Annotated in this window: 9 protein-coding genes and 1 pseudogene; 4 read left to right on the forward strand and 6 right to left on the reverse strand. The window is 55.3% G+C overall.

The features are described 5' to 3' along the window. The 3 genes from Q9J79_RS09950 to Q9J79_RS09960 form a co-directional block, all read right to left on the reverse strand. The coding region (locus Q9J79_RS09950; protein WP_369524927.1) for an acyltransferase family protein at positions 1-202 on the reverse strand (202 nt) is incomplete at its 3' end. A gap of 373 nt (positions 203-575) precedes the next feature. Next, complete coding sequence (ychF, locus tag Q9J79_RS09955) at positions 576-1,667, reverse strand: redox-regulated ATPase YchF (RefSeq protein WP_301912174.1); 1,092 nt, start codon at positions 1,665-1,667, stop codon at positions 576-578. A gap of 112 nt (positions 1,668-1,779) precedes the next feature. Next, complete coding sequence (locus tag Q9J79_RS09960; RefSeq protein ID WP_301912173.1) at positions 1,780-3,456, reverse strand: formate--tetrahydrofolate ligase; 1,677 nt, start codon at positions 3,454-3,456, stop codon at positions 1,780-1,782. Positions 3,457-3,630: 174 nt separating this feature from the next. On the opposite strand from Q9J79_RS09960, the gene Q9J79_RS09965 reads away from it, so the two are divergent. After that, positions 3,631-4,062, forward strand: a complete 432-nt coding sequence (locus Q9J79_RS09965) for an EamA family transporter (RefSeq protein WP_301912172.1) — start codon at positions 3,631-3,633, stop codon at positions 4,060-4,062. A gap of 70 nt (positions 4,063-4,132) precedes the next feature. Here the strand turns inward: Q9J79_RS09965 and Q9J79_RS09970 are convergent, their stop codons facing one another. The 3 genes and pseudogenes from Q9J79_RS09970 to gyrB form a co-directional block, all read right to left on the reverse strand. Then, on the reverse strand, positions 4,133-5,452 hold the full coding sequence (locus Q9J79_RS09970; RefSeq protein WP_301912171.1) for an L-serine ammonia-lyase: 1,320 nt from the start codon (positions 5,450-5,452) through the stop codon (positions 4,133-4,135). A 13-nt stretch (positions 5,453-5,465) separates the two neighbouring features. Further along, a pseudogene (locus tag Q9J79_RS09975) lies at positions 5,466-5,606 on the reverse strand (IS5/IS1182 family transposase); the annotation flags it as partial. Between the two features lie 116 nt (positions 5,607-5,722). Beyond that, positions 5,723-8,113, reverse strand: coding sequence for a DNA topoisomerase (ATP-hydrolyzing) subunit B (gene gyrB / locus Q9J79_RS09980; RefSeq protein WP_301912170.1), 2,391 nt, complete (start codon positions 8,111-8,113; stop codon positions 5,723-5,725). Between the two features lie 265 nt (positions 8,114-8,378). On the opposite strand from gyrB, the gene Q9J79_RS09985 reads away from it, so the two are divergent. From Q9J79_RS09985 to Q9J79_RS09995, 3 genes are all read left to right on the forward strand, one after another. Further along, positions 8,379-9,251, forward strand: a complete 873-nt coding sequence (locus tag Q9J79_RS09985) for a mechanosensitive ion channel family protein (protein ID WP_301912169.1) — start codon at positions 8,379-8,381, stop codon at positions 9,249-9,251. A gap of 87 nt (positions 9,252-9,338) precedes the next feature. Beyond that, entirely contained in the window at positions 9,339-11,375 is a 2,037-nt protein-coding gene (locus tag Q9J79_RS09990) for a M3 family metallopeptidase (RefSeq protein WP_301912168.1), read from the forward strand. 162 nt (positions 11,376-11,537) lie between these two features. Then, the gene (locus Q9J79_RS09995; RefSeq protein WP_301912167.1) at positions 11,538-11,786 is read left to right on the forward strand and encodes a hypothetical protein; all 249 of its coding nucleotides are present in this window, start codon (positions 11,538-11,540) and stop codon (positions 11,784-11,786) included. Positions 11,787-11,791 lie beyond the last annotated feature (5 nt).

Below are 11,791 nucleotides of genomic sequence, written 5' to 3' on the forward strand. Positions count from 1 at the left end.
GGGAAAAAACCCCCCCCCCCCCCCCGGACATTTCGCGGAGGAGGATCGCCGTCATCAAAAAGCCTGAAATCACAAAGAAAATATCGACACCGAGAAACCCGCCCGGCAACCAATTCTTTTCGATATGGAACACGATGACGGACAAAACGGCGGCGGCGCGCAATGTGTCGATGTCCGGGCGGTAAGGTAAGGCTTGGCTCATAATGTTTTTATAGCGGATTAACAAAAACCAGTACGGCGTTGCCTCGCCTTGCCGTACTATCTGTACTGTCTGCGGCTCGCCGCCTTGTCCTGATTTTTGTTAATTCACTATAATCCAAAACGTGGCGGGCGACGCAAATGCCGCCTGAAAGGTCATTTTGTATCGGGGATCGGGATATTCGGAATGCCGGACGGCTTCCCGTAACGGCGGGGCGGCTTGTTTTTGGCAAGCCGTCAGACGCTTGCCGATCGGGCGGGATTTTATTTTGATGCGGCTTTATTCCTGCGGCACGGGAAACGCCGGAACCGTCAAAAACCGGCTTCAGACGGCCTTAAGCTGAAAAAAAGGCCGTCTGAAAAGCGTTTTGCCGGGTTTACACGTTAAACAAAAAGTGCATCACATCCCCATCCTGCACGACGTATTCCTTGCCTTCCACACGCATTTTGCCGGCTTCTTTGGCTTTGGCTTCGCCGCCGAGCGAGACAAAATCTTCGTAGGCAATCACTTGGGCGCGGATAAAGCCGCGTTCAAAGTCGGTGTGAATCACGCCGGCGGCTTGCGGGGCGGTGTCGCCTTTGTGGATGGTCCAAGCGCGGACTTCTTTGACGCCGGCGGTGAAGTAGGTTTGCAGGCCCAAGAGGTCGTAGCCCGCGCGGATCAGGCGGTTCAAGCCGGGTTCTTCCAAGCCCATTTCAGCGAGGAATTCGGCTTTTTCGTCGTCTTCCAACTCGGCGATTTCGCTCTCCATCGCGGCGCAAACGGCAACGACGGGGGCGTTTTCTTTTTCAGCCAATTCTTTCAGGCGGTCGAGGTGCGGATTGTTTTCAAAACCGTCTTCGGCGACGTTGCCGACGTACATCGCCGGTTTGGCGGTCAGCAGGAACAGCGGCTTGAGCATTGCGCGTTCTTCCGCGTCCAAACCGAAGGAACGCACGGGTTTGCCTTCGTCCAGATGGGGCAGCAGTTTTTTGCACAAATCGACCAGTTTTTGCGCGTCTTTGTCGCCGGAACGGGCGCGTTTTTCTTCGCGGACGATGGTTTTTTCTACGCTGGCGAGGTCGGCAAGCGCCAACTCTGTACCGATGGTTTCGATGTCGGCAATCGGATCGACTTTACCGGAAACGTGGACGATGTTGTCGTCGTCAAAGCAGCGCACGACGTTGACGATGGCATCGGTTTCGCGGATGTTGGCAAGGAACTGGTTGCCCAGACCTTCGCCTTTGCTCGCGCCTGCAACCAAGCCGGCAATATCGACAAATTCGACGATGGCGGGCTGCATTTTTTGCGGATTAACGATTTTTGCCAATTCGGCCATACGCGGATCGGGGACTTCAACGATGCCGACGTTGGGTTCGATGGTACAGAAAGGATAGTTTGCCGCTTCGATACCCGATTGGGTCAGCGCGTTAAAAAGGGTGGATTTGCCGACGTTGGGCAAACCGACGATGCCGCATTTCAAACTCATGTTTTTTCCTGAAAATAGAGAAATTTAACGGCGGATTATAGCATACCGCCGCCCGCGTTCCGAAAAAATGCCGTCTGAAACGGCTTCAGACGGCATCCGGTTTCAAAACCGCTCAGAACAAGCCGTGAATCACGCCTTCTGCATCCACGTCGATTTTCTCGGCGGCGGGGACTTTCGGCAGACCGGGCATTTTCATCATATTGCCGCACAACGCAACGATGAAGCCTGCGCCGGCGGAAACAGTAATACCGCGCACGGTAATGCGGAAGCCTTCGGGGCAGCCCAACAGTTTGGCGTTGTCGCTCAAAGAGTATTGGGTTTTTGCCATGCAGATCGGCATTTTGTCCAAGCCCAGTTTTTCCAGTGAAGCGATTTCGGCAGACGCTTCCGCGCTGAAATCAACATCTTCCGCGCCGTACACTTTTTGGGCAATCGCACGGATTTTGTCTTTAATGCTTAATTCGACATCGTAGGCGAAGCCGAAGTTATTCGGTTGATTTTCGATGGCGTTGACGACTTTGCGCGCCAAGTCTGCACCGCCCGCGCCGCCTTTGCCCCACACTTCGGTCAGGGAAACTTCAACGCCGTGTTCCGCGCAGGCTTTTTCAATCATGGCCAACTCGGCATCGGAGTCGGACACGAAGCGGTTGAGCGCAACGACGACGGGCAGTCCGAATACGTTTTTCAGGTTGGAAATGTGTTTCAACAGGTTGGGCAGACCTTTTGCCAAGGCTTCGAGGTTTTCTTCGCCGAGGTTGGCACGCTCCACGCCGCCGTTGTATTTCAAAGCGCGGACAGTGGCGACGACAACAGCCACATCAGGTTTCAAATCCGCCAGACGGCATTTGATGTCGCAAAATTTTTCCGCACCCAAATCCGCGCCAAAGCCTGCTTCGGTAACGGCGTAGTCGGCAAGGTGTTTCGCCAAACGTGCGGCGGTAACGGAGTTGCAGCCGTGGGCGATGTTGGCGAAAGGGCCGCCGTGTACGAAGGCCGGCGTGCCTTCGATGGTTTGTACCAAGTTGGGCTTAATCGCATCTTTGAGCAATGCCGCCATCGCGCCGTGTGCCTTCAAATCTTTGGCGTAAACGGGGCTGCCGTCTTTGGCATAAGCGACAAGGATGTTGCCCAAACGCTCTTTTAAATCGCTGATGTCTTTGGCAAGGCAGAATACCGCCATCACTTCGGAGGCAACGGTAATATCGAAACCGTCAGGACGCATCACGCCGTCAACAGGCTTGCCCATACCGTCGATGATGTTGCGCAACTGGCGGTCGTTCATATCGACCACGCGACGCCACAGCACGCGTTTGGGGTCGATGTCCAATTCGTTGCCTTGGTAAATATGGTTGTCGAGCATCGCGGCTAAAAGGTTGTTTGCCGCGCCGATGGCGTGAAAGTCGCCGGTGAAGTGCAGATTGATGTCTTCCATCGGCAAAACTTGGGCATAGCCGCCGCCTGCCGCACCGCCTTTCACGCCGAACACAGGCCCCAAAGAAGGTTCGCGCAGGGCAATCACGGCATCTTTGCCGATGTGGCGCAATGCGTCCGCCAAACCGATGGTAACGGTGGTTTTGCCCTCGCCCGCCGGAGTCGGGTTGATGGCGGTAACCAAAATCAGCCTGCCCTGTTTTTTCGGCAGTTTGAACGCTTCGGCAGGATTGATTTTCGCCTTGTAATGACCGTAAGGCTCGATGTTGTCGGCGTTCAGACCCAGCTTGGCGGCAATTTCGCCAATCGGGCGCATCGTGGAGGATTGGGCGATTTCGGCATCGGTTTTGAAGCTCATGATTTTCCTTTAGAAATGAGGAGGGACATGCCGTCTGAAAGCATCAGGCGACAAACAGGTGGATTGAAAATAATATCAGGCATATTATAACGTTATCCGAACCAAACCCGCAGTGAAATTTTTGACGCTGCAACAAAAATACCGTTCATATTGTTCACAATCCAAGGAGAAAACATGAGCAGCAACGCATGGCTGTTTTGGGCATTGGCATCGGCAGGCTTCGCCTCATTGACCGCCATCTTCGCCAAAATGGGTTTACACGGGATAGATTCCGATTTTGCCACCTTTATCCGCACCTTGGTCATCCTCGCCGCTTTGGTATTGTTTTTAACCTACACCGGCAAATGGCAGGGTGTGAACGGCTTTACCGGCCGCAACTGGACATTCCTTATCCTATCCGGCCTTGCTACCGGCGCATCCTGGCTCGCCTATTTTAAAGCCCTGCAACTGGGCAACGCCTCGCAAGTCGCGCCCGTCGACAAATTCAGCCTGGTCTTGGTCGCCCTGATGGCAGTAGTCTTCCTCGACGAACGCCCCAGTACGCAGGAATGGATAGGCTTGGGACTGGTAACGGCAGGTGTGTTGACTCTGGCGTTGAAACGGTAAACCCACAAGAAATAAATGAAATGCCGTCTGAAAAACTGTTTTCAGACGGCATTTCCGTTTCTGTCCATCCTCAGCACTCGACCACGCGCACGGATACGGGGATAGCTTTTTTCCGGAGCGTGGCGGCGAGTCCGGCAAGCGAGGTTTCTTTGTAGGTCGCCTTCATATCCCGACCGGTCTGCAACATGGTTTGGATGACTTCGTCGAGCGAGACTTTCTTGTCCGTGCCGTCTTCCAAGAGCGCGAGCGTGCCGAGTTTGAGGGCTTTTTCGGCGGCGATGCCGTTGCGTTCGATGCAGGGGATTTGCACCAGTCCGCCGACGGGGTCGCAAGTCAGACCCAGATGGTGTTCCATCGCCATTTCGGCTGCGTTTTCCACTTGTTTGGGCGTACCGCCGATGACTTCGGCGTATGCACCCGCCGCCATCGAGCACGCTACGCCGACTTCTCCCTGACAACCGACATCCGCACCGGAAATGGAGGCGTTGGTTTTGTAGAGAATGCCGATTGCGCCTGCGGTAAGCAGGAAGTTTTCGACACGCTCCTGAGTGGCGTGTGGATTGAACTTACGGAAATAGTGCAATACGGCGGGAATGATGCCTGCCGCGCCGTTGGTCGGGGCGGTAACGACGCGTCCGCCGGCGGCGTTTTCTTCGTTGACCGCCATGGCGTACACCATCGGCCAAAGCTGGGTGTTGACGATTTCGGTTTCGCGCAGGACTTTGAGTTTGGCGGCAAGCTGCGGGGCGCGGCGGCGGACGTTCAATCCGCCGGGCAGTTCGCCGTCCGCACCCAAGCCGCGTTTGATGCAGCCTTCCATGACCTCGGCAACGGCAGCAACGCGGCGGCGGATCTCGGTTTCACTGCATCCGGCAAGCGCGGCCTCGTTTGCCAACACGACTTCGGAGATGTCGAGCCGGTTCAGACGGCATTGGGCAAGCAGTTCGGCGCAACTGGTATAGGGATAGGGAACGGTTTTTTCCGTTTCCGCCTGCCGGTCGAAATCTTCTCCGGTAACGACAAACCCGCCGCCGGTCGAGTAATAAACCTGTTCTTTCAAGACGATGCCGTCTGAAGCATAGGCGGTAAATCGCAGGCCGTTGGTGTGTTTGGGCAGCACTTGATTGCCGCGTATGTTCAGGTCGCGGTCGGGGATGAAGCGGATTTCTTGTCCGTTGAGGCGGAGGATGTGCCGGGAGCGGATACGCTCGAGGCGGTCGGGAATGTCGGCAAGCGGAATATCGTGCGGCAAGCTGCCTTCCAAACCGAGCATCAGCGCGTCGAACGTACCGTGCCCTCGCCCCGTCAGTGCGAGCGAGCCGTAAATGTCGATGGCGATGCGGGCGGTTTGCGCGTCCAAGCCTGCGGCAAAGGCGGCGGCGGCCTTCATCGGGCCGACCGTATGCGAACTGGAAGGCACGATACCAATTTTGAAAATATAGTGGATTAAATTTAAACCAGTACAGCGTTGCCTCGCCTTGCCGTACTATTTGTACTGTCTGCGGCTTCGTCGCCTTGTCCTGATTTAAATTTAATCCACTATATCAAAAATGCTGATCATGGTTTTGCTCCGAAAGGCGGTTTCAGACAGCATGGCTTCCGTTTGACAAACCAAAAGGAGACGCGGCACGGCTGCCTGTCTCCTTTTTTAAAACGGCACTTATGCGTCGATATTTTGGGCAATCAGCGCGTTGTTTTCGATGAAGGCGCGGCGCGGTTCGACCTCGTCGCCCATCAGGGTAACGAACACTTCGTCGGCGGCGATGGCATCTTCGATGCGCACTTTCAACAGACGGCGCACGGCGGGATCCATCGTGGTTTCCCAAAGCTGCTCGGGGTTCATCTCGCCCAAGCCTTTGTATCGTTGGATGGACATACCTTTTTGGGCAACGCTCATCAAGATGTCCAAAGCGGCTTCAAAGCTGTCCACGTCGTACTCGTTTTCGCCTTTGTAAAGCTTGGCGTCCTCGCCGACCATGCCTTTGAGCGCGGCGGCGGTTTGGGTGAGGGTTTGGTAGGCTTTGCTGTTGAGGAACTTGGGTTCGATGTAGCTGACCATGACGTTGCCGTGCAGCTTGCGCGTGATTTTGATGAACCGGTGTCCTTCATGACCTTCGATGCGCTCGAGGGAGACTTCTTTTTCGTCGAGCAAACCGGAAAGTTCGGCAACGGCTTTATCGGCGTTTTCAGACGACGTCAAATCGATGGGCGACGCGTGCAGCATGGCGCGCAGGACGAGTTCGTCTACGAAGCGGCTTTCCTGTTCGATAACGGTTTTCGCCAACAGGAATTGTTTGGCGGTATCGGCAAGCTCTGCGCCTTCGATGGTGCGGCCGTCTGAAACGATTTTGGCTTTTTCTAACGCCAGTCCCAAAAGCCATTGGTCTTTTTCCAACTCGTCCTTGAGGTAACGTTCCTGTTTGCCGTATTTCGCTTTATACAAAGGCGGCTGGGCAATATAGATGTAACCGCGTTCGACCAGCTCGGGCATTTGGCGGTAGAAGAAGGTCAGGAGCAGGGTGCGGATGTGCGCGCCGTCCACGTCGGCATCGGTCATGATGATGATGCGGTGGTAACGCAGTTTTTCGGGGTTGAACTCTTCTTTGCCGATGCCTGCGCCCAGCGCGGTAATCAGGGTGGCGACCTCTTGGCTGGCAAGCATTTTTTCAAAACGGGCTTTTTCGACGTTCAAGATTTTGCCTTTGAGCGGCAAAATGGCTTGGAATTTGCGGTCGCGGCCTTGTTTGGCAGAACCGCCTGCGGAATCGCCCTCGACCAGATAAAGTTCTGACAAGGCAGGGTCTTTTTCTTGGCAGTCGGCGAGTTTGCCGGGCAGTCCCAAACCGTCCATCACGCCTTTGCGGCGGGTGATTTCGCGGGCTTTGCGGGCGGCTTCGCGCGCGCGCGCGGCATCGACGATTTTGCCGGTGATGATTTTGGCTTCGTTCGGATTTTCTTCGAGAAAGTCGGTCAGTGCTTGGTTGATGACTTCGTTGACGACGGGGCCGATTTCGCTGGAAACCAGTTTGTCTTTGGTTTGCGACGAGAATTTGGGGTCGGGCAGTTTGACGGACAACACACAGGTCAAACCTTCGCGCATATCGTCGCCTGCGGTTTCAACTTTGGCTTTTTTAGCCACTTCGTTAGCTTCGATGTAGCTGTTGATGGTGCGCGTCATCACTTGGCGCAACGCGGTCAGGTGCGTACCGCCGTCGCGCTGCGGGATGTTGTTGGTGAAGCACTGCACGCTTTCCTGATAGCTGTCGTTCCACTGCATCGCGCATTCGACGCTCATGCCGTCTTTCTCGCCGAACGCGTAGAAGATTTTTTCGTGCAACGGCGTTTTTTTGCGGTTCATGTATTGCACGAAGCCGGCCACGCCGCCGGAAAGGGCGAAGCTTTCGTGTTTGCCGTCGCGCTCGTCAATCAATTCGATGTCCACGCCGTTGTTCAGGAAGGAAAGTTCGCGGATGCGTTTGGCGAGGATGTCGAAGCTGTATTCGACGTTGCCGAAGGTTTCCTCGCTGGCGAGGAAGCGCACGGTCGTGCCTTTTTTGTCGGAATCGCCGACAACCCTTAACGGCTCTTCGGTTTCGCCGCGCACGAAGCGGACGAAGTGTTCTTTGCCGTCGCGGTAAATAGTCAGCGTGACCCAGTCGGACAGCGCGTTGACGACGGACACGCCCACGCCGTGCAGGCCGCCAGAGATTTTGTAGCTGTTGTTATCGAACTTGCCGCCCGCGTGCAATACGGTCATGATGACTTCGGCGGCGGAGCGGCCTTCTTTCGGGTGGATGCCGGTGGGCATGCCGCGACCGTTGTCGGCCACGCTGACGGAATGGTCGGCATGGATGGTTACGGTGATTTTATCGCAATGTCCCGCCAGTGCTTCGTCGATGGCGTTGTCCAATACTTCGAACACCATGTGGTGCAGGCCGCTGCCGTCCTGCGTGTCGCCGATATACATACCGGGGCGTTTGCGTACCGCTTCCAAGCCTTCGAGCACCTGAATGCTGTCGGCGCCGTATTCTTCGTGTTTTTGTTCAGTCATATTTTTTGCCGGATTTTGAAAAGATTTTGCGATGCCGCCAAAACAGTCCGCACCTTGTGGAAAAAGCGGGCGGGACGGCGTATATAATTGTGTATTATAGCCGATTTTGCCGCCTGATTCAGCGTTATCCGCATCCGTATGCCGTCTGAAAGGGCGGGCCGCGCATTGGCGGCCGGTACGGGCGCGGGATTTGCCGGCAAAGTGGCAAAAGCGTTTTTTTGCCACTAAAATCTACACCCTATACTTTTCGGACAGGGGCGCGGAAATGGAAATATGGAATCTTCTGAACACTTGGCTCGATGCCGTCCCGATACGCGCGGAGGCGGCCGAATCCGTGGCGGCGGTTGCGGCTTTGCTGCTGGCGCGCGCCCTTCTGTTGAATATCCACTTCAGACGGCATCCGGATTTCGGCATCGAAAGCAAGCGGCGGTTTTTGGTTGCCAGCCGCAATGTAACGCTGCTTTTGGTGCTGTTTTCGCTGGCATTTATCTGGTCGGCGCAAATTCAAACGCTGGCTTTGTCGATGTTTGCGGTGGCGGCGGCGGTCGTCGTGGCGACGAAGGAACTGATTATGTGTCTGTCGGGCAGTATTTTAAGGTCTGCCACCCAGCAATACTCGGTCGGCGACTATATCGAAATCAACGGCCTGCGCGGGCGCGTGGTCGACATCAACCTGTTGAACACGCTGATGATGCAGGTCGGCCCGAACCCCTTGGTCGGACAGCTTGCGGGAACCACCGTTTCTTTCCCCAACAGCCTGTTGTTGAGCCACCCCGTGCGCCGCGACAATATTTTGGGCGACTATGTCATCCATACGGTCGAAATCCCCGTCCCCATCCATTTGGATTCGGATGAAGCCGTATGCCGTCTGAAAGCCGTACTCGAGCCCTTGTGCGCGCCCTACATCCCCGCCATCCAGCGGCATTTGGAAAACGTGCAGGCGGAAAAACTGTTTATCACGCCCGCCGCCAAACCGCGCGTTACCCGCGTGCCGTACGACGACAAGGCATACCGCATCATCGTCCGCTTCGCCTCCCCCGTTTCAAAGCGGCTGGAAATCCAACAGGCGGTTATGGACGAATTTTTGCGCGTACAATACCGCCTGTTAAATCATCCCGCCGGCTCCGAAACACTTTAACTTTCCCCGTCCGGCACCATTTCCGGCTTCAGACGGCATATTGCCGATATGCCGTCTGAAGCACAACACACAAAGGAAACCCATCTTATGACTGACAACGCACTGCTCCACTTGGGCGAAGAACCCCGTTTCGACCAAATCAAAACCGAAGACATCAAACCCGCCCTGCAAACCGCCATCGCCGAAGCGCGCGAACAAATCGCCGCTATCAAAGCGCAAACGCACACCGACTGGGCAAACACTGTCGAAAAACTGACCGGCATTACCGAACGCGTCGGCAGGATTTGGGGCGTGGTGTCGCACCTCAACTCCGTCGCCGACACGCCCGAACTGCGCGCCGCCTACAATGAATTAATGCCCGAAATCACCGCCTTCTTCACCGAAATCGGACAAGATATTGCCTTATACAACCGCTTCAAAACCATCAAAAATTCCCCCGAATTTGCAACGCTTTCCCCCGCACAAAAAACCAAGCTCAACCACGACCTGCGCGATTTCATCCTCAGCGGCGCAGAATTGCCGCCCGAACAGCAGGCAGAACTGGCAAAACTGCAAACCGAAGGCGCGCAACTTTCCGCCAAATTCTCCCAAAACGTCCTAGACGCGACCGACGCGTTCGGTATTTGCTTTGACGATGCCGCACCGCTTGCCGGCATTCCCGAAGACGCGCTCGCGATGTTTGTCGCCGCCGCGCAAAGCGAAGGCAAAACAGGTTACAAAATCGGTTTACAGATTCCGCACTACCTCGCCGTCATCCAATACGCCGACAACCGCGAACTGCGCGAACAAATCTACCGCGCCTACGTTACCCGCGCCAGCGAACTTTCAGACAACGGCAAATTCGACAACACCGCCAACATCGACCGCACGCTCGAAAACGCCCTGAAAACCGCCAAACTGCTCGGCTTCAAAAACTACGCCGAATTGTCGCTGGCAACCAAAATGGCGGACACGCCCGAACAGGTTTTAAACTTCCTGCACGACCTTGCCCGCCGCGCCAAACCCTACGCCGAAAAAGACCTCGCCGAAGTCAAAGCCTTCGCCCGCGAACACCTCGGCCTCGCCGATTTGCAGCCGTGGGACTTGGGCTACGCCGGCGAAAAACTGCGCGAAGCCAAATACGCGTTCAGCGAAACCGAAGTCAAAAAATACTTCCCCGTCGGCAAAGTATTAAACGGACTGTTCGCCCAAATCAAAAAACTCTACGGCATCGGATTTACCGAAAAAACCGTCCCCATCTGGCACAAAGACGTGCGCTACTTCGAGCTGGAGCAAAACGGCAAAACCATAGGCGGCGTTTATATGGATTTGTACGCACGCGAAGGCAAACGCGGCGGCGCGTGGATGAACGACTACAAAGGCCGCCGCCGTTTTTCAGACGGCACGCTGCAACTGCCGACCGCCTACCTCGTCTGCAACTTCGCCCCGCCCGTCGGCGGCAGGGAAGCGCGTTTGAGCCACGACGAAATCCTCACACTCTTCCACGAAACCGGCCACGGCCTGCACCACCTGCTTACCCAAGTGGACGAACTGGGCGTGTCCGGCATCAACGGCGTAGAATGGGACGCGGTCGAACTGCCCAGCCAGTTTATGGAAAATTTCGTTTGGGAATACAATGTATTGGCGCAAATGTCCGCCCACGAAGAAACCGGCGAGCCCCTGCCGAAAGAACTCTTCGACAAAATGCTTGCCGCCAAAAACTTCCAACGCGGAATGTTCCTCGTCCGCCAGATGGAGTTCGCCCTCTTCGATATGATGATTTACAGCGAAAGCGACGAAGGCCGTCTGAAAAACTGGCAACAGGTTTTAGACCAAGTGCGTGAAGAAGTTGCCGTTATCCAACCGCCCGAATACAACCGCTTTGCCTTGAGCTTCGGCCACATCTTCGCCGGCGGCTATTCCGCAGGCTATTACAGCTACGCGTGGGCGGAAGTCCTCAGCGCCGACGCCTACGCCGCCTTTGAAGAAAGCGGCGACGTCGCCGCCACAGGCAAACGCTTCTGGCAGGAAATCCTCGCCGTCGGCGGCTCACGCAGCGCGGCGGAATCCTTCAAAGCCTTCCGGGGGCGCGAACCGCGCATAGACGCACTCTTGCGCCACAGCGGTTTCGACAACGCGGCCTGACGGCAAGGTTGAAGTAAAAAATATGGCGGATTCGATATAAAAACATCCGCACCGTCATTCCCGCGCAGGCGGGAATCCAGAACGTAAAGTTGAAGAAACCGTTTTATCCAATAAGTTCCTGTGCGGGCAGGTCTGGATTCCCGCCTGCGCGGGAATGACGGCATGTTTTTTGAATTTACTATAAAAGGTCGTCTGAAAATTTTTCAGACGACCTTTATCGAAACCAATAAATATTGTTTTGTTAACATTGATAGGGAGATGTCAGAAATGACAGCATATACCGCACCTGAGTTTTATAAAAAAGCTTTTAATTGCCCGCATTGCGGGGCATTTGCACATATGAGGAGACCTTTGCAAAATCCCCCAAAATCCCCTAAATTCCCACCAAGACATTTAGGGGATTTCCCATGAGCACC

Source organism: Neisseria viridiae (assembly GCF_962747995.1).
Classification (GTDB): Bacteria; Pseudomonadota; Gammaproteobacteria; order Burkholderiales; family Neisseriaceae; genus Neisseria; species Neisseria viridiae.

What these genes read in the sequence shown, in the direction of transcription:
- Q9J79_RS09970 (WP_301912171.1), bottom strand. Translation starts at nt 5,452, where the DNA reads ATGAAGGCCGCCGCCGCCTTTGCCGCAGGCTTGGACGCGCAAACCGCC.
- Q9J79_RS09965 (WP_301912172.1), top strand. Translation starts at nt 3,631, where the DNA reads ATGAGCAGCAACGCATGGCTGTTTTGGGCATTGGCATCGGCAGGCTTC.
- Q9J79_RS09985 (WP_301912169.1), top strand. Translation starts at nt 8,379, where the DNA reads ATGGAAATATGGAATCTTCTGAACACTTGGCTCGATGCCGTCCCGATA.
- ychF (WP_301912174.1), bottom strand. Translation starts at nt 1,667, where the DNA reads ATGAGTTTGAAATGCGGCATCGTCGGTTTGCCCAACGTCGGCAAATCC.
- Q9J79_RS09995 (WP_301912167.1), top strand. Translation starts at nt 11,538, where the DNA reads ATGTTTTTTGAATTTACTATAAAAGGTCGTCTGAAAATTTTTCAGACG.
- Q9J79_RS09990 (WP_301912168.1), top strand. Translation starts at nt 9,339, where the DNA reads ATGACTGACAACGCACTGCTCCACTTGGGCGAAGAACCCCGTTTCGAC.
- gyrB (WP_301912170.1), bottom strand. Translation starts at nt 8,113, where the DNA reads ATGACTGAACAAAAACACGAAGAATACGGCGCCGACAGCATTCAGGTG.
- Q9J79_RS09960 (WP_301912173.1), bottom strand. Translation starts at nt 3,456, where the DNA reads ATGAGCTTCAAAACCGATGCCGAAATCGCCCAATCCTCCACGATGCGC.